The 24,078-nt window shown below is 63.9% G+C and carries 16 protein-coding genes; 2 read left to right on the top strand and 14 right to left on the bottom strand.

What is annotated here, in order from left to right; translation table 11 throughout:
* Positions 1–9 precede the first annotated feature (9 nt).
* A complete protein-coding gene (locus K8I04_10175) occupies positions 10–1,284 on the top strand; it encodes an ATP-grasp domain-containing protein (GenBank protein ID MBZ0072078.1) in 1,275 nt (424 codons plus the stop codon).
* Here the strand turns inward: K8I04_10175 and K8I04_10170 are convergent.
* From K8I04_10170 to K8I04_10120, 11 genes are all read right to left on the bottom strand, one after another.
* The gene (locus K8I04_10170; GenBank protein MBZ0072077.1) at positions 1,274–1,612 is read right to left on the bottom strand and encodes a sulfur reduction protein DsrE; all 339 of its coding nucleotides are present in this window, start codon (positions 1,610–1,612) and stop codon (positions 1,274–1,276) included. The two genes, K8I04_10175 and K8I04_10170, sit on opposite strands and share 11 nt — an antisense overlap.
* Before the next feature lie 434 nt (positions 1,613–2,046).
* Positions 2,047–9,990, bottom strand: coding sequence for a hypothetical protein (locus K8I04_10165; GenBank protein ID MBZ0072076.1), 7,944 nt, complete (start codon positions 9,988–9,990; stop codon positions 2,047–2,049).
* Positions 9,991–10,021: 31 nt separating this feature from the next.
* Positions 10,022–10,870: a hypothetical protein gene (locus K8I04_10160; protein ID MBZ0072075.1), complete on the bottom strand. Its 849-nt coding sequence runs from the start codon at positions 10,868–10,870 to the stop codon at positions 10,022–10,024.
* 4 nt (positions 10,871–10,874) lie between these two features.
* A complete protein-coding gene (locus K8I04_10155; protein ID MBZ0072074.1) occupies positions 10,875–12,248 on the bottom strand; it encodes an HlyD family type I secretion periplasmic adaptor subunit in 1,374 nt (457 codons plus the stop codon).
* A 4-nt stretch (positions 12,249–12,252) separates the two neighbouring features.
* Entirely contained in the window at positions 12,253–14,409 is a 2,157-nt protein-coding gene (locus K8I04_10150; protein ID MBZ0072073.1) for a type I secretion system permease/ATPase, read from the bottom strand.
* A 245-nt stretch (positions 14,410–14,654) separates the two neighbouring features.
* A complete protein-coding gene (locus K8I04_10145) occupies positions 14,655–14,861 on the bottom strand; it encodes a dodecin family protein (GenBank protein MBZ0072072.1) in 207 nt (68 codons plus the stop codon).
* A gap of 364 nt (positions 14,862–15,225) precedes the next feature.
* The gene (locus K8I04_10140; protein MBZ0072071.1) at positions 15,226–17,073 is read right to left on the bottom strand and encodes an ATP-binding cassette domain-containing protein; all 1,848 of its coding nucleotides are present in this window, start codon (positions 17,071–17,073) and stop codon (positions 15,226–15,228) included.
* A gap of 69 nt (positions 17,074–17,142) precedes the next feature.
* Complete coding sequence (locus K8I04_10135) at positions 17,143–17,427, bottom strand: YqjK-like family protein (protein MBZ0072070.1); 285 nt, start codon at positions 17,425–17,427, stop codon at positions 17,143–17,145.
* Positions 17,424–17,816 (bottom strand): phage holin family protein, encoded by a 393-nt coding sequence (locus tag K8I04_10130; GenBank protein MBZ0072069.1) that lies wholly within the window; start codon positions 17,814–17,816, stop codon positions 17,424–17,426. The genes K8I04_10135 and K8I04_10130 overlap by 4 nt, the downstream gene beginning before the upstream one ends.
* A 12-nt stretch (positions 17,817–17,828) precedes the next feature.
* Positions 17,829–18,146 carry a DUF883 family protein gene (locus tag K8I04_10125; GenBank protein MBZ0072068.1) on the bottom strand — a complete coding sequence of 106 codons (318 nt, stop codon included), beginning with the start codon at positions 18,144–18,146 and terminating at the stop codon, positions 17,829–17,831.
* A 145-nt stretch (positions 18,147–18,291) separates the two neighbouring features.
* The gene (locus tag K8I04_10120) at positions 18,292–18,447 is read right to left on the bottom strand and encodes a DUF3096 domain-containing protein (GenBank protein MBZ0072067.1); all 156 of its coding nucleotides are present in this window, start codon (positions 18,445–18,447) and stop codon (positions 18,292–18,294) included.
* Between the two features lie 327 nt (positions 18,448–18,774).
* Here K8I04_10120 and K8I04_10115 point away from each other — a divergent pair, with 327 nt between their 5' ends.
* A complete protein-coding gene (locus K8I04_10115) occupies positions 18,775–19,431 on the top strand; it encodes a haloacid dehalogenase-like hydrolase (protein MBZ0072066.1) in 657 nt (218 codons plus the stop codon).
* A gap of 32 nt (positions 19,432–19,463) precedes the next feature.
* Here the strand turns inward: K8I04_10115 and K8I04_10110 are convergent, their stop codons facing one another.
* The 3 genes from K8I04_10110 to K8I04_10100 form a co-directional block, all read right to left on the bottom strand.
* Complete coding sequence (locus tag K8I04_10110; protein ID MBZ0072065.1) at positions 19,464–21,857, bottom strand: cation-translocating P-type ATPase; 2,394 nt, start codon at positions 21,855–21,857, stop codon at positions 19,464–19,466.
* 83 nt (positions 21,858–21,940) lie between these two features.
* A complete protein-coding gene (locus K8I04_10105) occupies positions 21,941–23,485 on the bottom strand; it encodes a cbb3-type cytochrome c oxidase subunit I (protein MBZ0072064.1) in 1,545 nt (514 codons plus the stop codon).
* A gap of 33 nt (positions 23,486–23,518) precedes the next feature.
* Positions 23,519–24,073: a hypothetical protein gene (locus tag K8I04_10100; GenBank protein ID MBZ0072063.1), complete on the bottom strand. Its 555-nt coding sequence runs from the start codon at positions 24,071–24,073 to the stop codon at positions 23,519–23,521.
* Between the last annotated feature and the right edge of the window lie 5 nt (positions 24,074–24,078).

The following is a 24,078-nucleotide window of genomic DNA, read 5'->3' as shown; positions in this document are numbered from 1 at the left end:
CCCGGAGCCATGCCCCGCCCGCGCGTCCTGCTGCTCGCCCCGCACCTCAGTTACCGCATCGCCCCCTTCCTGGAGGCGGCGGCACGTCTGGACATCGAACTGCTGCTCGCCTCCGAGGGGCGCTACTCGCTGGTGGGTGCCATCGCCGCGGGCATCCACGTGGACCTCACCCAGCCGGATGCCGCCCTGGCGCGCCTGCTCGCGGCCGTCGACGGCAACCTGGCGGGGGTGGTGGCCAGCGACGATGCGACCGTGGAACTGGCCGCACGGGTCGCGGCCGCTTTGGGGCTGGCGCACAATGCGCCGGCGTCCGCGCGCCTGACCCGGCGCAAGGATCTGGCCCGCGCCTGCCTGGCGGCGGCCGGGCTGCCCGTGCCGGCCCACCGCCGCATCGATCTGACCGCACCCCTCGCACCGCAAATCCACGGACTGGCCTACCCCTGCGTCATCAAGCCGCTGTCGATGTCCGCCAGCCGCGGCGTAATCCGCGCCGACGACCCGGCCGCACTGGGGCGCGCCGCGGTCCGGCTGCGGGCGATCACCGCCGAGCTGACCGATCCCGAGGAACGCGACCACGCCCTCATCGAGGCCTACCTGCCCGGCTTCGAGGTCGCGCTCGAGGGCCTGCTCAGTCACGGGCGGCTGCGGGTACTGGCCCTGTTCGACAAGCCCGATCCGCTGGAGGGGCCATATTTCGAAGAGACTTATTACATCACCCCGTCACGGCTGACCCCCGCGCTGCAGGCGCGGGTCGCGGAACGGGTCGCCGCGGCCTGCACCGCCTATGGCCTGCGTGAGGGCCCGATCCATGCGGAACTGCGGGTCCATGCGGGCGAGGCCTGGATCCTGGAGGTCGCCGCCCGCACCATCGGCGGGGAGTGCGCGCGCCTGCTGCGCCTGAGCACCGGCCGCGGACTGGAAGAGCTGGTGCTGGAACAGGCCCTCGGCCGCGACCCGGTGCTGGAGCCCGCCAGCGGCGGGGCGGGGGTGTTGATGATCCCGATCCCGCGTGCGGGGATCCTGCGCCGGGTCGAGGGCCTGCTGGCGGCGCAGCGCGTGCCGCATATCGAAGACGTGACCCTCAATCTGCGCGAGGGGTACGAGCTGATACCGCTGCCCGAAGGCAGCAGTTATTTCGGCCACATCTACGCGCGTGCACCCGACGCGCGTGCAGCCGAGGCCGCGCTGCGGGCCGCCCACGCCGAGCTGCGCATCGTGACCGCGCCACTGGTGCGCCTGCAGCCCGACCCGGCGGCGCCACCCACCGGTGGACTCAGAGGGTGATCACCTGGTCCGGCATATTGCCCGCCAGCGCCGCGTACAAATTGGGGAAACAGCCGATGGGTATGCCCTCGAACAGCCGGTCGGCGATGTCGCGCTCATAGCAGCACTGATCGCAGCCCATCAGCAGGATGTTCTGCTCACGTGCGACCTTGACCAGCCGCTCACCGATGGGGTCGCCCTTGACCAGGACATAGTTGTTGTCCTCGAAGAAGAACATGCCGACGACCTCGACGCCGTGGGTGTTCTGCTCCAGCTGCGGCAGGATCATCTTGCCGAGCTTGTAGGAAACGGTATGCCCCTGGGTGGAAAAGATATAGGCGACTTTCATGTCGGGCTCCTCGAGGGTGTCGTGATGGTCAGGGTCAACGGATTAAAATGCGATTGATCCACGATGTTGACTCATCACGCGCAGAGGATCAATCGAGCCGGACCCGCATGGCGCTTGCTGAAACCCTTTTTGGCCACGGAAGCACACGGAAGACACGGAAAGAATTCACCATGTAAACTCAGGATCAGTCCCCACAGCTTGGTTTTCGGGCCTAATGCAATGGGCATTTTTCTGCCATTCAGTCCCCTTCGGTTTGTACATAGGTAAACCCGGGACCCACCCGCGCGACTTGGTTCTCGGTCTTTATGCAATACGCCTTTTTCCGTGTTATTCCGTGTGCTTCCGTGGCCAAAAAAGGGGTTATATAAATACCATCAGACCCAGACCCCATCGATACCCGATCGACCATGCCTTCATCACCACCCCAGAGGTCTTCAGGCGGCCTGCCAGTTCGCCGCGATCACGGGCTCCAACTCGGTGCGATAGGCCTCGGGCAGGTCGAACTCGCCACTGGCCGGCGGCGCGAACGCCGCCATGGCCTGGACCAGCTGATCCACCTGATCTTTCAGCAACCGATAGCCATCCCCGGCGTGGACTGCATCGATCCGATGCGCCGCACTGAGATACCAGCCCTGTACCTGGAAGTGGTCGTCGGTGCCGATGATCGCCACCTGCAGGTCGTCGCCGGCGCGCGCGAACCAGAGCTGGTCGTGCGCGATGCCGGCATCCAACTGCACGCTGTCCATGCCGGGACTCTGGTTGCCGGGGTCTGAATCCCACGGGTCATAATCGGCAATCCAGTCCTGGCCATCGCCACGGCCGAAGTGGTAGCGGTCGCTGCCCGCGCCGCCACTCAGCAGATCCGTGCCCGCGCCACCCCGCAGGACGTCATCGCCGTCGCCACCGCTGAGCATCTCGGCGGCCACGCCCCCGGTGATGCGGTCGTTGCCGGCACCGCCGTAGAGCACGAAGGTGCCTGCACCGCCCACGAGCACGTCGTCACCGGTGTCGCCGAACAGCAGGTTGTACCCGGCCCCGCCAACCAGGGTGTCGTCGCCGCTACCGCCCCACAGCAAGGCACTGCCGGCCCCGCTCGTCAGGGTGTCGTTGCCGGTCCCACCGTACAGGACATCCCAGTCCGCGGGGTCCGCTGTGCCGGTATCGGCCCTGAGCGTATCGTCCCCCGCACCGCCGTAGAGCACATCGTTGCCCGCCCCCGCCTCCAGCAGATCATTCCCGGCATCGCCGTACAGCGTGTCGTCGCCGGCGAGCCCGCGCAGGGTGTCGTTGCCGGCCGCACCGGTCAGTACGTTCGCGGCAGCGTTGCCGGTGATGATATTGGGGTGCGCGTTGCCGGTCCCGTCGATGGCCGCGGTACCCGTCAACCGCAGCCGCTCCACGTTGGCCGTCAGGGTATAACTCACGGAACTGTTGACCGTGTCCGTGCCCTGACCCGGCAGCTCGGTAACGTGATCCGCGGCGTTGTCCACCCGGTAGACATCGTTGCCGTGGCCACCCAGCATCCGATCCGCACCCGAACCGCCGTCCAGGATGTCGTTGCCATAGCCACCGTTGAGTTCGTCGTCGCCGGCCTCGCCGGCGAGCCGGTTGTTGGCGTGGTTGCCGGTGAGTCGATTGTCCAGGCCGTTGCCCCGGCCGTCGACGGCGGCACCGCCGACCAGTTGCAGCGCTTCGAGGTTTTCCCCGAGGGTGTAGCTGAACCCTGCATACACCGTATCGATGCCCGCACCGGCCGCCTCGACGATGGTGTCGCCGGCATCGATATGGTAGCGGTCGTCTCCGCGGCCACCGGCGAGTACATTGCCCGCCACGTTCAGGGCACCATCGAGATAATTGTCGCCATCGTTGCCGGTTCCCGAGATCGCCTCCGCCCCGGTCAGATGGAGGTTCTCAAGCCCGGGTGCCAGCACATAGGAGATGCTGCTGATGACCGTGTCGACGCCACCAGCGGCAACCTCGACGATGACATCGCCGATCTCGTCGACCCAGTAGGTGTTGTCCAGCGCGTTGCCGACCATGCGGTCCGCCCCGGCGCCGCCGTTGAGCTGCGTATAACCCGTACCCGCGATCAACGTGTCGTCGCCGTCCTCGCCTGCGAGAATGCTGAAACCGGCACCGCCGTGCAGTTCATCATTGCCGCTCCCGCCGTAGACCCAGGCGAACTTGCCGCCGGCGCGGAGCAGGTCATCGCCGTCCTCTCCGTACAGCGACTCCCAGGACCATGTGCCCGCGGCGTTGTCACCACCGATGAGGGTATCGTTACCCGCGCCGCCATAAGCTGTGTCATTGCCGTGGCCGGTATTCAGGGTATCGTTGCCGGTACCGCCTTCGAGGATGTCGTCGCCATCCATACCGAAGATCACGTCGTCGCCGGCCCCGCCCGCGAGCCGGTCGTCCCCGGCCCCGCCATAGAGCACATCGCTGCCGGCCAGGCCATTCAACTGATCGGCACCCGGCGTGCCCACCAGTTGGTTGTCGGTGTCCGTCCCGTCCAACGTCAGGCCAGCACGCTGCGGATCGAAGGTCGGTGGCGGTGGCGCCAGTGCCAGCAGATCGCGCAGGGACAACAGCGTGCCGTCGGCGAAGCGGAACCGTTCGATGCCAAGACCCAGACGGTGATCGGTGCGGGCATCCTCGGCGTAGAGACGATTTACGGGCGGCTCCCCGGGATCTTCGGACCCCGCCTCGGGCGTCACCGAGTGCGGGATGACCACGCGCACGCCTTCGCCCGGCGCCCAGGCGATGTCGAGCGTCGTGTACGGCAGACCGCCCTGGAACCCGCCATGCCCCGCATACACCGGCGTCGCGGGCGTGTAGACACCCCAGGACAGGCTGAGATCGGCAAGCGCAATCCCGGTGGCGAACTCCACGGTATCCACTTCGATGACCTCGGCGTCGATGAGCGCCGCCAGGGCGTGGTAGTCATTGGGTTGGATCGCGGGCAACGGCGCCAGGGCCTGATCCGGGGAGAGCCGCCAATACTCGGGCAATCCGATGGATCGGTAATACCAGTCCGAGTAGGGCGACGTCGGCGGACCGACCTCACCGCTCCGCATCGACAGACTGCCGGTGTCCATCACGACATCCCAGCCGCGATCGCCACGGCGCATGATATAGACATCCGCACCCATGCCACCGTCCAGAATATCGTCTCCGCCACCGCCGATCAGCACATCGTTGGCCGCCCCTCCGCGCACGGTATCGTCACCCGCATTGCCGTAGAGCAGCGCACCAAGGTTGTTCGGATCGAAGGTGCTCTGGTAATCACGCCCGTAGAGGTATTCCCATCGATAGTTGCTGTAATACGACGGTCCTGCGTAGGTCCCAGGATAGCTGGCCGATATCACGTCATCGCCGGCGCCGCCATCCACGATCGCGTAGCCACGGACCTCGATCGTGTCGTCCTCGCTGCTGCCGGTGACTGCCTCGACCCGGAGGGTGTCGTCATACTGATAGACGCGGTGTGTCAGCGTGCGCGTCGCGATGCCGGCCGGCTGCGCGCCGTCATTGTAGACCCAGTGGCCGAGTACCGTCCTGGGGTCGTCGACCGCGTACCGGTCCGAAACCAGCAGTCCCTGTCCATCATCCGAGTTCGTGCTGCTGCCGTAGGCGGTCAGGACCGTGGAGCCGGGCGGTACCGAGAATCCCGAGTACGCGCCCGTCGCAAAAAACTGCCGTGATCCGCCACCGTAACCGGTGGCCAGGGCGACGCCGCCAGGCTGGCTGTCGTAGCTGCCGACGCGCGTGGTGGACTCGCTCACCAGCGCGCTCTGCCGTACATACGTTGCGCTCGTCTGCACATAGGCCGTCCCCTCGACGGTGACGGGTACGAACGAGAGTGTGGTGCTGTAGTGCTGCGTGGTGCTCTGCTGAGTGCCGATGCTGGAGGTCGTCCGGCGCAGGATACCGTCTGCATCGAGGTGGTAGCCGGCAGAGTAGCCGGGTGGCGTCGCCGTATCCATGAGGATTGCCCGCAGCCGATCCTGATAGGCCGCGACCATCCCATCGATGTCGACGGGCCGGGTGCCGGGTGGCAGCGGTGCGACCAGCCCCGCCAGCGCCTGCCCGTCGCCGGCGGCGTTCCGGATCTGCCAGTGCGCCGGTGCGGCGGCATAATCACGGATGCGCACACCGTCCGTCCCACCCTTGAAGCGGACCCGCAGATCATCCCCATCACGCCAGATGTCCAGGTCATTGAACCGGATGCCGGGCCCGAGCTCGAGTGTGCCCGGATCGGCGCCGTCCTCGATGATCAGATCGAAGCCCATGCCCCAGTGCAGCATATAACGGTCTGCGCCGACACCGCCGGACAGGGTGTCGTCGCCGGGACCGCCATCCAGCACGTCATCGCCGGTGCCGCCGTGCAGATAGTCCGCGCCCCGCCCGCCGCTCAGCGTGTCGTCGCCCGCGGCACCGTCGATGTAATCGTCGCCTGCACCACCGTCGATGCGATCGTCCGTGCCGCTGCCGTGGATCACATCGTCGCGTGCCGTGCCCTCGATCAGGAACGGCACGGCCGCCGGTCCCACCAGTTCGGCGTGGCTAATGGTCGAACCGTCCGCGAAACGATAGGTCGGGATCGCACCGGCAAGGCCGTGTCGGATGACGAGCGCATCCCCGGCATGGCCGTAGTCGAGGCGCAAATAATAGGCACCATCGTCACCCTGATACTGGCCGACGACGAGGCTGTCGGCGTCGATACCGGCACCGAACTCGACGCTATTGACGCCTTCGTGATCGATGATCACATCGGTCCCGCTGCCGAGCTCGGCGACGAAGAGATCGTCTCCCGGGCCACCGTGGAGGGTATCGTCTCCCGGACCGCCCGCGAGCCGGTCGGCACCGTCGTCGCCGAACAACCGGTCGGCGCCCGGCCCACCGGACAGGACATCGTCACCGCCACGCCCCAGCAGCAGGTCATCACCCGCCAGCCCATCCAGGGTGTTCGCGGCGGCATTGCCGAACAGGCCGTTGTCCAGTGCATTGCCCACGGCCGCGAGCGCGGCGTCTCCCATGAGCGCGATGTTTTCGACCTCGGCCGGTGCGGCGAGACTGACCGTCGTCTCGAGGGTATCGATGCCTTCCGCCGCCTGTTCGACGACGGCGTCCACGACCTGGTCGACGACGTAGAGGTCATCGCCACGGCCACCGATCAGGATGTCGGCACCGGCACCACCGTCGAGGCGGTCGTTGCCGGCACCGCCTTCGATGACGTCGTCGCCCGCCTGACCATAGAGTTCGTCGCCGCTATCGACCGTCGCCAGGCCGGCCGCGTAACCGCGCAGGACATCGGCCTGATCACTGCCATAAATGATATCGGCACCGACGGTGCCGGCCAGGTCGACGGCGGGCGCACGCTGCATCAGCTGCGCATGATCCAGCGTGCCGTCCGCAAAGCGGTAGCGGCTGCCCGCCGCGAGAAACCCGTTATCGATCCAGAGGGCGTCCTGATCCTGGTCCGGGTCCGGGCCCACGCCCAACCCCAATCGTTGGTCGCCCCCGCTGCCGCTGGACTGCCGGATACCGACATCGGCGGCCCGCAGCGCCTCCAGGCTGATCAGCGCAGCCGTGCCGAAGACGGTGTCGCTGCCGTCACCGGCCCGCCACACGATCGTATCGAGGTCGTCCGCGTAGAGCGTGTCCTGCCCGGCCCCCCCGTCGAGCACGTCGGCGCCGTCCCCGCCGGTGAGCAGATCGTCCCCCGCACCGCCGCACAGGACATCATCGCCGGCCTCACCGTACAGGCGGTCCGCGCCGCTGCCGCCGTCCAGCACATCGTTGCCGGCGCCGCCGACCAGAATGTCATCACCGGCCTCGCCATAGAGCACATCGTCGCCGTGTGTGTGCAGTGGTATGTCGCCCGCATCGCCGTGGAGCCAATCGTTGCCGGCACCGCCGTACAGGAGGTCATGCCCCGCGCCGCCGATCAATCCACCCTCCAGCGGCGTGCCGTCCGCGGATACTCCTGCGGCGTCGTCGCCGTCACCGCCGTCGAGGAGGTCGTCACCATCGCCGCCGATGAGCAGATCGACCCCGTGGCCGCCCGCCAGATGATCGTTCCCGCCATCTCCGTACAGCCGGTCGTCACCGGCACCGCCGCTGAGGGTATCGTTGCCCTGCAGGTCGACGGGTACCTGTATGCCATCACCCACGAGGACATCCGCGCCGTCCTGGCCGAGCAGTACGTCACTGCCCGCGCCACCGAAAAGGACATCATCACCCACGCCGCCCTCGACGGTATCGTCGCCCGACTGGCCGAACAGCCAGTCATCGCCCGCGCCGCCGAAAATCAGGTCTGCGCCGCCCGCGTCCGCCAGCGTCACCTCGGCATTCGCATACGCGAGACCGTAATAGGTCACCGCCCCGTTGTGCGTGGATTCGCGCGTGATGATCCAATCCCGGTTGACGAACACCGTAGCGTCATCACCCAGTACCTGGTCGTTGCCACCGCCGGCGATGAGGACGTCCACGCCGCCACCGCCGAGAAGCACATCGTCGCCGGCATCCCCGACCAGGATGTCGTCCCCGGCGCCGCCATCGAGCCAATCACCGCGCTGACCACCACCCACCTGGCTTTCGCCGACGCTCACCGCGGTCTCGAGCGCTGTCTCGTCCGCGGCGAACAGCCGATCCTCCCCGGTCCCGCCCAGCACGATGTCCGCGCCGGGACCGGCGCTGACGAGATCGTTGCCGGCCGCGGCCCGCACCAGATCGTCCCCGGCACCTGCCTCGATGCGGTCATCGCCGCCGCGGTGGGCATCGATCACATCGTCGCCGCCGCCTGCCAGGATATGATCGGCGCCGGCGCTGTCGTAGAGCGTGTCGGCGCGATCGGGTGCCGGCCGTGACGGGTCGACGACCAGATTGCCCAGGTCGTCATAGCGGGTCTGCTCACCCGGCTGGCCGGCGTCGTGGTCCACCGGTGCCAGATCGCCCACGATCGTCTGCGTGTAATGGGCCTCGTCGGGCGCCCCGGCGTCCTCGATCACCAGGCCCGCGAGGGTGCGCGTCACCGCGCCCTCGGCGTCGGTACGATGCAGCGGCGTGAACTGCAGACGACCGATGATCTCGTCATCGAAGTCCACGTCACTCTGTGCCGTCAGTGTGAGGACCGCGGAGCGCTGTCCCGCCGGGATGATCAGCTCGTAATGGTCGAATACGTCATCGCCGTCGCGGTCGCGCGCCACCACACCCGAGACGGTGAAGCCGCCGTTGAGGACCGCCCCGCTGCCGCTGAAGACGATATCCGGGAAGCCGACCACGATATGCTGCTCACTGAGTACCAACGGGTCGCTCAGTGTCACCGTGAACGCCATCGATCGCGGCCCGTCACCCGCCTCCGTCCACTGCGCCAGATCCAGTGGCGGCATGACCGTAAGGGTCTGCACGGCCATCTTCAGCCGGTCCTGCGCCCGCAGGAGATCCGCCCGGGCAGCGCTGTGCCCGGCGTCGAACAGCGGCGTATCCAGCAACACCTCCATGTCCGCGATCACTGCCCGGGTCTGGTTCTGCGTCAGGGGCGGGATACCGTCGAACAGGCCCTCGAAGAACGACCACACGTTCCGGCCCGGTGCGCTGTAGGCCTGCACACCGTTGACGAGGAATTGCTCCAGCATGCGGTCGAGCAGCTGCCCCTGCTCGCTCTGGTCACGCAGCGTGGCGTAGATATTCGCCATGGCATGGCGGTCGAGCTGGTTCATGGCCAGCAGCAGCATCGGGACCGCGACACCGCCCGAGACGGTCCAGGCGGCCATCAGTTCGATAACGTTGAGGGTGCCGTTTCCGACCTGGACGGGCGCGGGTGTCGCCCCGATGTGGGTACCAACCGAGGAGATGGCACTGCCGGACACGGTCAGGTTGCTGAAGACGGCCGCATCCGTGGGTACATTGCCGAAACTCAGATCATTGGCCGACAGAAACGCCGCGAACTGTGCCGCCGCCACCCCTTCCGTCAACTGCCCCATGCCGGGCCCATCGAAGGTCCTGCCACCGAAGCCGAACACGTCCGCCGCCAGCTGCGCGAGGCCGCCGCCGAGGGAGTGGCCGGTGACGGAGATGGTGTACCCCTCTCCATAGGCTCGATTGATTACGTTCGCAAATTCGAGTGCCGCGACGAACTGCGGATGGTCGCCACCTACGGTCAGGGCGATATCCGCGCCCAAATCTCCGGTATCCGTGACCGTCGTACCCCTGTAGGCGATGACGATTTCCTGGGTTTGATCGTTCTGGACTGCAATTGCGTAAAGCCCGGTCGCCTTTTGCTCGTCCGTAGGCTCGCCCAGGAATGACCAGCCATAGGGGACGCCACCACCGTAGACCTCCAGACTCAGTTTCGCCAGATCCTCTGTGCTTGCCATGTCCGTTCTCCTTCCCTGGTGTTTGGATCAGTTACCTTCCGATAGCCTCGCGCCATCGTTTGGCGGCATCCCTGCCGGTCTTGTCATACCACTGCCCATGAAGCTTCTTCATGAATTTGTCAGGAACATGGACCTCATGCGAGGCATGGCATCGCCTACCTTCCCAAGGCTCGTCCACACAAAACTCCACAAGGACGGCCCGCTTCGGCGGCTCCATACAACCCATATTGAACGACATGTACGCTACTTCTGGATAGATTCTCCGGTCGTACTCGCGCATAAACAACGTGCCCCCGTCCAACCTGGTAACCGGACGGCGCGCCTTCTTTCCTGGGCTCTCGATACCTATTGGCCGCCTGTGCCAGGAAATATCCTCTGCACTTTGAGGGCGCAAGTACTGCGGAGAATCGGGTGTGTAGTATTTTCGCCCCATCTGTTCGTCATCTACCCAAGGAATTGAAGTACTCGATGGTACGTACATGTCGATAATGCAATCTCTACTTGTCATCGATGCATCAGGGCCTTTGTGAGGAAGCATCAACCGTCGAGACACGTGCTCCACCCGAAACGCCACCGCATACGCCCCTTCGAGCTCATCATCGACCCACTCCTTCGGCATCCCGAACCGCTCGGCGAACTCCGAGGTATACACCCAGACATTGATGTCCTCGCTGTAGGCCTTGTTCGCCTTCGGCGTGAATGTCTCCTCGTAGGTCGCGGCTGCCGCCACACCGACCGCCATCGAAAAAGCCAGCACTGCGATCATCTGTTTCATCACTGTCCTCTGGTTGGAATAGCCCATGGTTGTCGTGGAGGCCCAGCTCCACAGCCTCGCGTATTCGATGTAACGGCCGGTCGCTTCGCGATTACCACCAGCCATCGAGCTACCGCTCCCTCAACCCCTCGTCCCGGTACTTCAGCAGCGGGCTCAATACGAACTCGATCAGCCGCCGCGTTCCCGTCTTCAGCTCCACCGTCACCGCCATGCCCGGTGTCAGGTTCACCCGCCGGTCACCGACCTGCAGGGTCGTATCCCGCAGCAGCACGTGTGCCGCGTAGATCAGGCCTTTGTGCTCGTCGGTCACGGCATCGCCGGAGACATCCACGACCTCGGCATCCAGCGTCCCATAGCGGGTGAAGGGGAAGGTCTCGACCTTGACCTCGGCGAGCTGGCCTTCCGTAACGAAGCCGATATCCTTGTTCAATACCCAGGCCTCGATCTCCAGATCGCCTTCCTGCGGGACGATCCTGAGCAGCTCCTGCGCGGGCGTGACCACGCCACCGACAGTGTGTACGGCCAACTGCTGGACGATGCCGGCGATGGGTGCGGTCAGGGTCTGGCGGCCGGTGCGCCGTTCGGCCTTGATGAGTTCCTGTGCGAGCCCGGCCGCCTGGCGTTCGGCCTCGGCCAGCTCGGCGTAGACCTCACCGGTGAACTCTGCCACCGTGCGCTTGCGCTGCTGCCGGACCGCGGTAATGCCCGCATTCAGTTCGATACAGCGTTGGCGGTGGCTCTCCAGATCCTGCCGCTGCTCGATGCGTTCCTGTTCCAGCGCCAGCCACTGAGTTTCAGCGACGAGCTTCTTGCCGGCCAGCCCTTGCAGGGCCCCGGCGCGCCGGGTGATGAGCGGCAGGGTCTGCTGCAACTTGGCGACCTGCGCCTCGACGCCGGCCAGTTCGGCGTTGCGCTGATCGAGGTCGGCATCCAGGGCCGCCAGGCGGGTCATGAACCCGGTCCAGCGCAGGCTCAGCCGCTGTCGCTGCACGGCCAGCGCCGCCGGATCGAGGTCGGGCCAGCGGCTGGTGTCGATGTCGGAGTACCCCGGGGGATCGGCCGATTCAGGCTGGATGACATCGTGGCGTTCGAGGCGCCGGAGCAGGGCCTCCAGCCGGGCATGATCGAGTGCCGCGGTCCGGTACTCGCTGCTCAGCCGGTCGCGGTCGGCCGTGCTCACGGTGGGATCGAGCTCGATCAGGACATCGCCCCGGTCAACCTTCTGCCCCTCGCTCACGTGGATGGCGCGTACGCTGGCGATTTCCAGAGGTTGGATCACCTTGACGCGGCCGCTGGGGATGATCCTGCCCTGCGCAGTGGCGACGATATCGACGTGGCCCACGAGCGACCAGGCCAATGCGATCAGGAAGAAGGCCATGATCGCCCACAGCAGCGCACGGCCGAGCGGGGATGGCGGACGCTCCTGGATCTCCAGGGCGGCGGGCAGGAAATCCAGCTCATGCGTCGTGAAGATCCGTGTCATACGTTCAGCCCGACACCGACATGGCGGGCTCCCCCGACTGCAGCGCCCACAGGCGGGCATACTGTCCGGCCCGCTTCACCAACTCGTCGTGGCAACCCTGCTCGACGATCCGGCCGTGTTCGAGCACCACGATGCGATCGGTATGGCGCACCGTGGACAGGCGGTGGGCGATGATGATCACGGTCCGTCCCCGGCAGATCGCGCGCATATTCTGCTGAAGGATGCGCTCGGACTCGTAGTCGAGCGCGCTGGTGGCCTCGTCCAGGATGAGCACGCGCGGCTGGGTGACGAGTGCGCGGGCGATGGCCAGCCGCTGGCGCTGACCACCGGACAGCGTCGCGCCGTGCTCACCGACCAGGGTATCGTAGCCCTGCGGCATCTCCAGGATGAACGCATGGGCACCGGCCAGGGTCGCGGCCTGCACGATGGCCGCCATCGGCAGGCCGGGATCACTGAGCGCGATGTTGTCGCGCACCGAGCGGTTGAACAGCGTGTTTTCCTGCAACACCACGCCGACGCGGTGGCGCAGCCAGGCGGTATCCACCATGGCGAGGTCCACGCCGTCGACCAGCACCCGTCCGGCCTCGGGGACGTACAGGCGCTGGGCCAGTTTGGCGAGCGTGCTCTTACCGGAACCGGAGCGCCCGACGATGCCGATGACCTGCCCGGCCGGGATCTCCAGCGTGAGGTTGCGCAACACCTCGGCGCCAGCGGGCCGGTAGCGGAAGGTGACACGGTCGAAGGTGATCCGGCCGGCGAGCTGCGGCAACGAGCTGCGGGTCTGGTTGCAGGCGGGTTCGGTCGGCGTATCGAGGATATCGCCCAGGCGCTGCACCGAGACACCGGCCTGCTGGAAGTCCTGCCACAACTGCACCAACCGCAGCACCGGCCCGCTGACGCGCGCCGCGAGCATGTTGAAGGCGATGAGCTGACCGACACTCAAATGCCCCGTGATCACGGCGCGGGCACCGACCCACAGGATCAGAACCACGACCGCCTTGTTGATGAACCCGGCAAGCTGATTGGCGATATTGTTGAGATTGCCGGCCTTGAAGCTGGCATGGACGTAGCCGGCCAGCTGTTCCTCCCAGCGGCGCTGCATCTGCGGCTCGACGGCCATCGCCTTGAGGGTCTCGATGCCGCTGACCGATTCCACCAGGAAGGCCTGATTCTCCGCGCCGCGGTTGAACTTCTCGTGCACGCGGGCGCGCAGGATCGGCGTAACGCACACCGACAGCAGCACGTACCCGGGGATCGCGCCGAGTACGATCCAGGTCAGCAGCGGACTGTAGTAGTACATGACCGCGAGGAAGACGACCGTGAACAGCAGGTCGATGACGACGGTCAGTGCCGAGCCGGTGATGAAAGCGCGCACGGTCTCCAGCTCGCGCACGCGCGCCACCGAGTCACCGACCCGGCGTGCCTCGAAATAGGCCAGCGGCAGGGCCAGCAGATGGCCGAACAGCTTCGCACCGAGCAGCACGTCGATGCGATTGGCGGTGTGCGCGAACAGGTAGGTACGCAGCCCGCCGAGCACCACCTCGAACAAGGAGACGACGAGCAGCCCGAAGGCCAGCACATCGAGCGTCGTCAGCCCCTTGTGCACCAGCACCTTGTCGATGACGACCTGGAAGAACAGCGGCGTGATCAGCGCGAACAGCTGCAGGAAGAAGGATGCGATCAGGACTTCGGCGAAGAGCCTGCGGTATTTGACGAGCGCCGGGAGGAACCACTTGAAGCCAAACTTTGCGCCGGCATCCCCCACCGCCGCCCGGCGCGTCAGCAGGATCAGGGTGCCGGACCAGGCCGCCTCGAAGAGTGCCTGCGGCAGGGCCAACGGGCGCGATTCCAGCGGGTCCTGGATCAGGGCCTTGTCGCCGTCGACCCTGGCCAGCACAAAGTAATGCCCATCCTGGTGTCGCGCCACCGCCGGCAGCGGCGTCTTTGCCAGCCGCTCGAACGTTGTCGTGACCTCCCGCGCCCGCAGCCCCAGATACCGCGCCGCGCGCAGGATCTCACCGGTCCCGAAGGCCTCACCCGGCGGACCGAAGCGGTGCCGCAACTGCTCGGCATCGGCCGGCAGCCCGTGCACGCGGGCGATGATGGCGAGACTCAATAATCCAGTGTCTGGCCGACGTTCCGTATCGGCGGAATGGGGCATGGCGCTCCCGTCGTGTGGCTTGTTCCTGGTGTTCGCACGACTTGTTCTTATGAACGGACCGGTCGATCCCTCGACCCGACGTCCGTTCTGGAAAAGATCCTAGGCAACGCGATGCGGGATTGCAAGGCGGGTGCGCGACATTCCTCATCTCCTGGGTGGCACTCGGCCGTGTCGCATCGATTTCAGCGTTGTCCGGCTCAACCGCTCTACCCGGTCACGCCCCCGCTGCCGCCGTGTTGCGACGCTCAGTCGAGCCGGAATCCGATCTTGACCCGCACCTGATAGTAGCCAACCTTACCCTCCACGATATGCCCGCGCGTCTCCTGCACCTCGAACCAGTCGAGGTTGCGCAGGGTCACAGCGGCCTTGGCGATGGCGTTCTCGATCGCATCATCCGAACTCTTCGTGGACGAGCCGACGAGTTCGATCATCTTGTAGACGTGGTCAGTCATGGGAAATCTCCTTTCTTTTTGATCATAGTGGGTATGGCCACGGAAGCACACGGAATGACACGGAAAAATTCAGAAACCTCTGATTAGTCCGTCGTGCCGTCATTGCGAGCGAAGCGAAGCAATCTCCTTCGACGGCAGATCAATAACTTGGAGATTGCTTCGCTTCGCTCGCAATGACGGGTTAATCAGAGGCTCTTTCATTATGCCGACCCAGGATCAGCATCCACGGTTTGGTACCTGGGCTTTATACAATGAGCTTTTTCCGTGTTGTTCCGTGTGCTTCCGTGGCCATAAGGGGTTTAAGTAAGTGCCACAAGTGTATGAGACGAACCTGCGGACAGTTGAGTCTATCCTGCGGGTCAGGTCAAGGCGCGGCCCCGAAGGCTGGGATCGGTGACACCTGCCCGGCCGTGTGCGGCGGTGTGCCCGCGTCGCGAAACTGTAATGTGGCCAGGTGTGCATAGAGTCCATCCTCGGCCATCAGTTCGTCGTGGCGACCGCTGGCTACGATCCGGCCCTGGTCCATCACCAGGATACGATCGACCTTGCGCACTGTGGCCAACCGGTGGGCGATAATCAGCGTGGTGCGCTCTTGCATCAGCTGTTCCAGCGCCTCCTGTACCAGACGCTCGCTTTCGGCATCGAGCGCGCTGGTGGCCTCGTCGAGCAGCAACAGCACCGGGTTGCGCAGAATGGCGCGAGCAATGGCGATGCGTTGACGCTGCCCACCCGAGAGACGCACGCCGCGCTCGCCGAGGAAGGTATCGAAACCGGCCGGCAGGGCGTCGAGAAACTCGGTGGCATGGGCGGCCTCGGCGGCACGGCGTACCTCGGCATCGCTGACCCCCACATGGCCGTAGCGGATGTTTTCCCAGGCGTCGGCACCGAACACGACCGGGTCCTGCGGGACCAGCGCCATGCGCCGGCGCAGGTCCCGCGGATCGACCTGCTGCAGATCGACGCCGTCGAAGCGGATCGTGCCACTATCGGGGTCATAGAAACGCAGCAGCAGCTGCAATACCGTGGATTTGCCGGCCCCTGAGGGCCCGACCAGCGCGACCTTCTCACCGGGTTGCAGGTGTATCGACAGGGATTCGAGGGCCGGGGTGTCCGGGCGTGAGGGATAGTGAAAGCCAACCGTATTGAACTCCACTTCACCCCGGGCCGGTTCGGGCAACGCGACCGGCATGGCCGGCGGCCGGATCTGCGGCTCGGTCGCCAGCAACTCCAGTAACCGCTCGGTCGCACCGGCGGCCCGCAGCAACTCACCCACCACCTCGCTCAGCGCACCCACCGAACCGGCCACCAGCACGGCATAGAAGACGAAGGCCGACAGCTCGCCGCCGGTGATGCGCCCGGCCAGTACATCATGACCGCCGACCCACAGGACGATACTGATGGCCCCGAAGGTCAACAGCATCACCAGTCCGCTCAGCAGCGCGCTGACGCGCGAGCGGGCGACCGCGGTGGTGAAGGCGGCTTCGACGCGGCCGGCATAGCGCTCGCTGTCGATGCGCTCGTGGCAGAAGGCCTGCACAGTACGGATGCCGTACAGCACCTCGTCGATATAGGCACCGATGTCGGCGATGCGATCCTGACTCTGGCGTGACAGCCGCCGCACACGGTGACCCAGCCACCAGACCGGAATGACCACTACCGGCACACCGAACAGCACCAACAGCGCCAGCTTCGGGCTGGTGACGGTCAACATCACCAGCCCGCCCGTGACCAGCAGTGTGTTGCGCACGGCGACGGCCAGGGTGGTACCGACCATGACCTGCAACAAGGCAGTGTCGGTGGTCAGACGTGAGATCACTTCACCGGTACGGGTGACCTCAAAGAACGCCGGCTCGAGCTTCAGTACCTGGTCGAAGACGGCCCGGCGGATATCGGCCACCACGCGTTCCCCCATCCAGGCGACGAGGTACACCCGGGCGGCGACGGAACCCGCCATCACGGTGACGACCACCAGGAACAGCAGCAGCGCCTGGTTCAGTGCCGCCGGCGAGTCGCTGCTCAGGCCGTGATCGACCACCTGTTGCAGCACCATACCGAAGCCGAGCACGGCGCCGGCGGCCACCAGCAGGGCGGTGAGGGCAGCCGCCAGGCGTCCGCGGTACGGCCGCAGAAAGGTGAGCACCTGGGCGAGCACCCGCAGGTTGCGGCTGGTGGGACGTGCCTCAGTGGTCGATATTGGAGTGGGCGGTGGCATGGATCTATCCGGTCGGGGATTCATCCGGCGTGGCCACAGCGCGATGCTGGACCGGAGTGGAGCAGCCGTTCACCGATGTCCGCTGCGCAGCCGGCGCATGACCTGCCACGACACCCAGCCGCGTCCCAGCCACCTCCCCACGCGACGGGGTCGCAGTACGGCAAGCACAAGCACGACGCCGATCAACCACTCGGGATGCGCCCGGATATTCCGTACCGCGGTCAACCCCTGATCGGCCAGTGCCAGCGGGATGCGCCACGGCTCGATGTCCTGCACCAGCGCCCGGCGTTGTGCCGCCGCCTGCGCAACCAGCCGTTCACGCCGCTCTGCCAGCGTGGCCGAATTCCCGCTCATGACCTGAGCCCGAGTTGTTGCCGGTCTTTGTGCAACTCGGACAGACTCGCCGCAAAGGGCCTCGGCTGGGTACGCAGCCTGTACACCGCCACAGCCGCTGCGGCCAGACCGGTCGCCAGGAAGAACCCTGTCAGCAGGCCCAACACCAGCAGGCGGTGCGTATCCCAGAAGGTAACCACGAGCAGCATCGCTGCCAGCACCACGCCCACGCCGACGAGAAACAGGGCCGCCAACACCAAGATCAGCTGCGTGAGGAGTTGTGCCCGTTGTTCCTCGAGGTCGACGGACAACAGCTCGAGGCGCGTATGCGCAATGCCGACCAGCGTGGCCGCAAGGCTCGTCAGCGACCCCAGCAGCCCCTTGCCGGCACCGGGTACCTGTTCTGTCATAGTGCGCGCCGACTAACGTCGGCCACCGCTGAGCAGACCCAGCAGCAGACCGACACCGGCTGCAATGCCAATGGCACCCCACGGATGTTCGCGGACATAGTCATCGGTGGCCCTGGCCGCCTCTCTGGTCCTTGCCAACAGCGCCGCCTGCTCTTCCACCATCCTGGCTTTGGCCGCCTGGATGGATTCCTGCACCTTGGCGCGCACCTCGGCCACCTCCTGGCCACCCTGGTTGACGGTCGCTTTCAGCAGTGCTTCCGCATCTGCCACCACCGCTTTGAAATCGGCGATCAATTGTTCCCGTGTGACATCCTCAGATGACCTTTCCATAGCCTTCTCCGTTGATCGTTTCCCATACTGCCAATAACACAGGGATTACTCCCATCCATGCATCGTGCCCTTAGTATAGGTGAAGCCACCATACATCAACCCCACGATACCGGTCACAAACAACGCCTCGAAGGAGCGGGCGGGATTACTGCATAGGAAACATGCCCGCACCAAACAGCCCGAGCAAACCAATGACAATCAGATAGATAGCAACGATGTAGTTCAGCAGCCGCGGCACGAGCAGAATGAGGATACCCGCGATCAGCGCAACCAGGGGGCCGATACTCAACGTCATATTCATGTTCATGGCCATCTCCTTGGGTTTGGGGGACGGGGTGGGGGCATCATTATTCCAGCCTCGACTGCGTGATCCCGGCGGTCGTCGCTCGGTGGCATGGCGCGGCCCCCTGTATCAGGATAGAAGTCGTCGACGGGCATGAGGATACTATAGCCGCTGTGCTGGCAGAGGGGTGCGACCGGAAGATGGTCATTATGATGAAATGATGGTGCGGGATGGATACTTATCGTACAACCGGGCTTACAACCTCCGATCAGTTTGCTTGACCTTCGCGTTGGACGATACCTACACTATCGGGCTGATTCTCCAGCCAGAATTCATCGGTTATCGATGCCCCTTCAGAACAAGCCCATCGTCTTCTGTGATTTTGATGGAACGATTACGCAGCAAGATACCTTCTTTCGCGTATTTCAAACGTTCATTCCCGATGTCGCCGCCACTATCTGTCCGGCCATCGGCCGTGGAGATATCAGCCTCCGGGTTGGCCTCGAGCAACTGATCTCACATCTGCGGACGGCGGATGTGGAACGGATCACCGCCTTGATCTCGGCGCAACCGCTGCGCCCGGGATTCGAAGCATTCCTCGAGTATCTATCGACCAACAAAATCGCGTTTATCGTCGTATCGAGCGGCCTCCGTTTCGCCATCGAGAAACGATTGGCACCCTACCGCCCATTGATTCACAGTATACATGCCCTGGACGTCGACTTGAGTAGCCCCTTCATGCGCGCCGTCATCTCACATAACGATGCCGGAGAAGCCGTGAAAAAGGCCGACGTTCTGATCCGTCACCCGGCCAGCACACGCATCGTGATTGGAGATTCCATCTCGGACTATACGATGGCTATGCAGGCTGATTACCTGTTCGCCCGGGATCGCCTGTTCGACTTTGCTGTTCGTAACGACCTGACTGCAGAATACTTCGATGACTTTTATGACATACTCCAAAAACTTCCGAGTATGACATTTCATGTTGCGGGGAAATAGCTGACATTACGCGCGCTACGGACTCCCGGCCATCAGGCGGTAGAGCCAATGCTTGTCAGATTGGCCGGGACAGGTTGATCTTCACCCTCCCCACCGGCACCACCGTCAATACCGGGCATCGCTCGGGTGGCATTGATGACCACCAGGATACTGCTGGCCGACATCAACAGAGCCGCTACCAAAGGAGTGAGATAACCCATCATGGCGAGCGGGATCGCCACACCATTATACGCAAGCGACCAGCCGAGACTTTGTCGAATACGTGTCCGGGTAACCCGTATGTAGTCGATCGCGTATAACACACGCTCCAGCTGCTTTCCGGGGATGACGATATCTGCTGCCTCGGCGGCCAGCGCCGTAGGTGCCCCGAAGGCGATACCCAGGTCCGCTTCTGCCAAGGCTGGCGCATCGTTGCTGCCGTCGCCGATCATCGCTACGGTCCCCGCTGTTTTGAGCTGCCGGATGATCGCCGCTTTGGCCTCGGGAGGCACACCGGCGTGTACTTCATCGACATGTGCCTGATAGCCGCTGGGTCGTTCAGCACCCGTCAACAGCACCAGCCGACCGTGTCTGCGCAGTCGTTTTGCGACCTGCTCCCAGTTTGGGCGGGCGCGATCACGCGTTACGATGGCGCCTTCAACGCGGTTATCCCAGCCCACATAAGACACCACGCCCTCGCCGTGAAGGCCCTGTGATACTTGCGTAGCAAGCGCCTCTGGAATCGTCCAGCCCAGGGTCGCAAACAAGACCCGGCTGCCTACCGCCACACGCCGGCCATCCAGTGTGCCCAGCACGCCACGACCGGGATGGATTTCGATGTCGCTGGCGGTGGCGGGACTTGCATCCAGTTGTGCGATGGCCTTGGCAACGGGGTGGCTGGAGTGCTGCTCCACCGCTGCGGCGTACGTGCCGACTGCGGGTGAACCGATCACTGTCACGACGGACATGTCGCCAGTGGAAAGTGTCCCCGTCTTGTCAATGGCGATCACATCGAAGTCCGGTGCTTTCTCGAACAGATCCGCACTGGTCACGATGATGCCGTTGTGGAGGCCCGCACCAATCGCCGTCGCGGTGGTCAGCGGGATTGCCAGCCCAAAGGTGCACGGGCAGGAAACGATGAGCGTTGCCAGGCTTGCCAGCAACGCCTTCTCCATTGGTGCCCCACTCAGGTGGAAAAAGAGTCCTACCAGCGCCGCCAGTACCAATACGATCGGGACGAACACCCGTGACAGCCGATCGATACGTGCCTGCATGCCGGTGCGGGAGCTTTGTGTATTCCAGAGGATATGCGCCAGATCCGCCATCCGGCTCTCCACCTGTGCCCCGATCTCGATCTCCAAATCACCTTCGAGCAGCGCGCTACCACCAATGACCTTCTCACCGATACTGCGCGTGATCGGCAGTGGCTCACCGGTCATCAATGCTTCCGAGACAGCGCCCTGACCACTGCGGACCACACCATCTACGGGTATGGTCTCTCCCTGTTGCACGGCAACGCGATCTCCGGGCTGGAGCTCATCGATGTTGCAGACTGTATATTCACCATCCCGACACACCCGGGCCGTCGGCGACCACGCCTCCATGATGGCATTGAGCGTCTCCGTCGCGCGCAGGCGTACACGGCGCTCAAAAAATCGACCCGCGGTTATCACTGCGATCAGCGTACCCGCCACCTCGAAATAGAGATCTATCGGGTCATAGAACAGCTGCACCACGCTATAGCTGTAGGCGGACAAGAAGGACAGTGCGAGCAGGCAATCCATATTGAGCATGCCAACACGGATACCCGTCCAGGCACCACGCAATATCGGCAATGCAACATAGAAGACCAGGATCGAAGTGAAGACCAGCAGCGCCAGCGGCGCCATTTTGAAAGCCAGCCACTGGATCGCCTCATAATCTGCATGGACGGCGAAACCGGCATGGATGGGGTAGATGAACAACAATGACAGCATCATCACGGCAGCGGCCAGACCGCCACCGCTCACCAGGCGCAGCAGGTCCTGGCTTTCGTCGTACTCGGGCGCGCCTTCGCTGCGCAGTCGTGCACGATAACCATAACGGCTCAGAAGTGACGGTAGAGCGGATTCCTGGATCTGCTGAGGATCGTAGGTGATCCTTGCCGTCGAAGTCGCGTAACTCGTACTCGCCGCCAGAATCCCGGGAGTATCAAGGGCAATCTTCTCTGTCAGGATCTCACAGGAGGCACAATGCATACCCTCGATCCACAGGTAGGCATCCAGACCCGGTCGGGTAGCGGCAGTGGAGCGGCTGGCGTCCTGTCTTGCGGCAAAAATGCCAGCGCCGAAATGCCGATATACCTCGCGACATGCGAAGCAGCAGAATTCATGCTCACCATCACGCAGTGGCGGCTGGGGTGTAGGCAGTCCACATAGCTTGCAAGGCATGAGGACCCTCTTATGCATGCAGCTTCGATCCAGGATACGGGGGGCCCCGTAACCCGCGAAGCGTCCGCATTGCTGCGGACGCTTCCTTGGGATACCACCACTCAGGCGGGTACTGTGGTCTGCTCGCCACCAAATGACGTCGTCGTGATCTCTCTGGATTTCATCAGGTTGTACGTATAGACGACCAATGATGCGCCCAGAATCAGCCCGAAGACGACGATGAGGTTACCGTAGAGCATCCACCCCTCCTGGTTCCAGTCGGCGTACCGCTTCGGCATCCCGGCCGCACCGGCTGCCAGCATGGTCACCGCCGCGCCGACACCGCCGACGAAGAATAGCCGGATGAACCAGTTACCAAGCGCGGGGTCGAGCCTGCGACCGGTCATCACTGGGTAGTGGTGATACAGGATACCCAGCCAGCCGACGGACATTGACACGATCACCGTCATGGTATGGCCGGTCTGCCACACCGTTCCATGCAGCTGGTAATGCCAGGCGATATTTGACGTCACCATCGCACTGGCGCCGTCCAGGGTATACAGCGCCCAACCGGCCAGCGCCGCGATGATGGCGGGCTCTCTCTTCAGGCCGTGCTGCCAGATCGTGGCAAAGATGGTGAAGATGCTGACCGCCGCGCCAACGCCGGTGGCCCAGCTCATCAGGTTACCCCAGTAGGACAAAATCGACGGTTGGTTGGGACCGAGGGTGATGAAATGATGCAGGAAAGAAGTGACCGATGTGACGAACAGAAGCCAGAGTGCGAGATTGGCAAGTTTGTCGCTGTACAGCTTGCGCGAACCGTCGGCGAGGTACAACGGCAGCGTCGCGTAGATCGCGCTAATGATCATAATCGCCATTGCTTCCATCAGATTATGAGCAAAGATATAAAAGCTGTACTGAAATACCACCGGCTCGAATGCCCAGCCCACCAGGGTCATGGGGAGGATTTTATACAGTCCAAGCATGAATGCCGTACCAGTCACCGTCAGCGGCAGGCCGGATACCAGCAAAATGAATGCGGCGAGTGCCATACCCAGCATACCGGGATCGCTGACCTTCCGCTCCGACAAGATCAACTCCTCCCGCTTCTGCCCGAAGAACAGCATCTTGATAAGCATGAGCGGATAGAACCAGATCATGCATGCGAGCATCAGATAAATGCCGGTGAAGCCGACCACTACCGAACTCATGCTCCACATCCCCATCTCTGCACCAACCATAGGCAGTGGGTACATGACGACCATGCTGACCTTCAGCCCCATCAGGACGGCGACCGTAAAGAGGGCCGCCCCCACGTTCATGGTGAAGAACACCATGGCGGCGAGCCATCCGGTAATCGGCTTTCCGACGCAGCCACCCGAGCGATGCAAACCGACCCCCATCATGAGCTGGAATGAGAACGGAAATGCGAGGGCTGCCCCGTGGAGCGTAAGACTGGTATAGAACAAGTCTGAGTTGAGATCGAATATCTGCGTGGCCGGCATGACGAAGCCGAGCAGGCCGGCGACACCCAGCCAGATGAAGGATGCCATGATCATCAGCGATGGCCAGGCATTGATGTCCTCCAGGCCGGTACTCTTGTCGACCGCGAAAATCTTGCCGAAGATCGGTGTCTTTTGAAGTATGGTACTTGCAACGGTGCTCATATCGTTTCCCCCTCCGCTTCGCAGCAGATGCGCTTAGTTGCTCGCGACAACAGTCAATTCATCCAGCATCGCATGATGGGCGATGCCACAATATTCGAGACACCGCACCTTGTAGGTCCCCGGATCTGTGAACGTATGCACCACCTGCGTCGGGTTGGTCAGACCCGGCATGAGGATCATGGTGAACAGCATGCGCCCATCCGGGTGGTATACGGCGAAACCGTGCTGGGTATCAGTACTCTTGCCGGAAAAACGGACCGGAAAGCCGGCGATGATCTTGCGATCGGAAATGTCATAGGCCCAGGATTGGGCGCTCACATTGATTTCCTGAACCGGTTCGCCCGTGGTGGCTGCATGCGCTGTGGCAATGGTAGGCATGAACTTGAGACTGGCGAGATTCACTCCGACGAAGACCACGAAGACCACTGTCAGCCACACCCCCTCGTAGCGCGACAGAGTACCCCGGGATACTTTGCTTGTCCGGGGCCCCTTCCTGCCAACGATGTACACGAACATCAGTGCGAACGGGCCAATCATGAACAGCACCATCCAGAACGCACCCCATGATGAAAACAGCCAGTCCAGCATAGCGA

Source organism: Gammaproteobacteria bacterium (genome assembly GCA_019911805.1).
Taxonomy (GTDB): Bacteria; Pseudomonadota; Gammaproteobacteria; order Thiohalobacterales; family Thiohalobacteraceae; genus JAHJQQ01.
The sequence above is the reverse complement of the archived record's forward strand: the minus strand, read 5'-3'. Positions and strand labels throughout refer to the sequence as shown.

What these genes read in the sequence shown, in the direction of transcription:
- K8I04_10105 (MBZ0072064.1), bottom strand. Translation starts at nt 23,485, where the DNA reads ATGAGCACCGTTGCAAGTACCATACTTCAAAAGACACCGATCTTCGGC.
- K8I04_10175 (MBZ0072078.1), top strand. Translation starts at nt 10, where the DNA reads ATGCCCCGCCCGCGCGTCCTGCTGCTCGCCCCGCACCTCAGTTACCGC.
- K8I04_10125 (MBZ0072068.1), bottom strand. Translation starts at nt 18,146, where the DNA reads ATGGAAAGGTCATCTGAGGATGTCACACGGGAACAATTGATCGCCGAT.
- K8I04_10100 (MBZ0072063.1), bottom strand. Translation starts at nt 24,073, where the DNA reads ATGCTGGACTGGCTGTTTTCATCATGGGGTGCGTTCTGGATGGTGCTG.
- K8I04_10165 (MBZ0072076.1), bottom strand. Translation starts at nt 9,990, where the DNA reads ATGGCAAGCACAGAGGATCTGGCGAAACTGAGTCTGGAGGTCTACGGT.
- K8I04_10130 (MBZ0072069.1), bottom strand. Translation starts at nt 17,816, where the DNA reads ATGACAGAACAGGTACCCGGTGCCGGCAAGGGGCTGCTGGGGTCGCTG.
- K8I04_10115 (MBZ0072066.1), top strand. Translation starts at nt 18,775, where the DNA reads ATGCCCCTTCAGAACAAGCCCATCGTCTTCTGTGATTTTGATGGAACG.
- K8I04_10170 (MBZ0072077.1), bottom strand. Translation starts at nt 1,612, where the DNA reads ATGAAAGTCGCCTATATCTTTTCCACCCAGGGGCATACCGTTTCCTAC.
- K8I04_10155 (MBZ0072074.1), bottom strand. Translation starts at nt 12,248, where the DNA reads ATGACACGGATCTTCACGACGCATGAGCTGGATTTCCTGCCCGCCGCC.
- K8I04_10140 (MBZ0072071.1), bottom strand. Translation starts at nt 17,073, where the DNA reads ATGCCACCGCCCACTCCAATATCGACCACTGAGGCACGTCCCACCAGC.
- K8I04_10145 (MBZ0072072.1), bottom strand. Translation starts at nt 14,861, where the DNA reads ATGACTGACCACGTCTACAAGATGATCGAACTCGTCGGCTCGTCCACG.
- K8I04_10150 (MBZ0072073.1), bottom strand. Translation starts at nt 14,409, where the DNA reads ATGCCCCATTCCGCCGATACGGAACGTCGGCCAGACACTGGATTATTG.
- K8I04_10135 (MBZ0072070.1), bottom strand. Translation starts at nt 17,427, where the DNA reads ATGAGCGGGAATTCGGCCACGCTGGCAGAGCGGCGTGAACGGCTGGTT.
- K8I04_10120 (MBZ0072067.1), bottom strand. Translation starts at nt 18,447, where the DNA reads ATGAATATGACGTTGAGTATCGGCCCCCTGGTTGCGCTGATCGCGGGT.
- K8I04_10160 (MBZ0072075.1), bottom strand. Translation starts at nt 10,870, where the DNA reads ATGGCTGGTGGTAATCGCGAAGCGACCGGCCGTTACATCGAATACGCG.
- K8I04_10110 (MBZ0072065.1), bottom strand. Translation starts at nt 21,857, where the DNA reads ATGCATAAGAGGGTCCTCATGCCTTGCAAGCTATGTGGACTGCCTACA.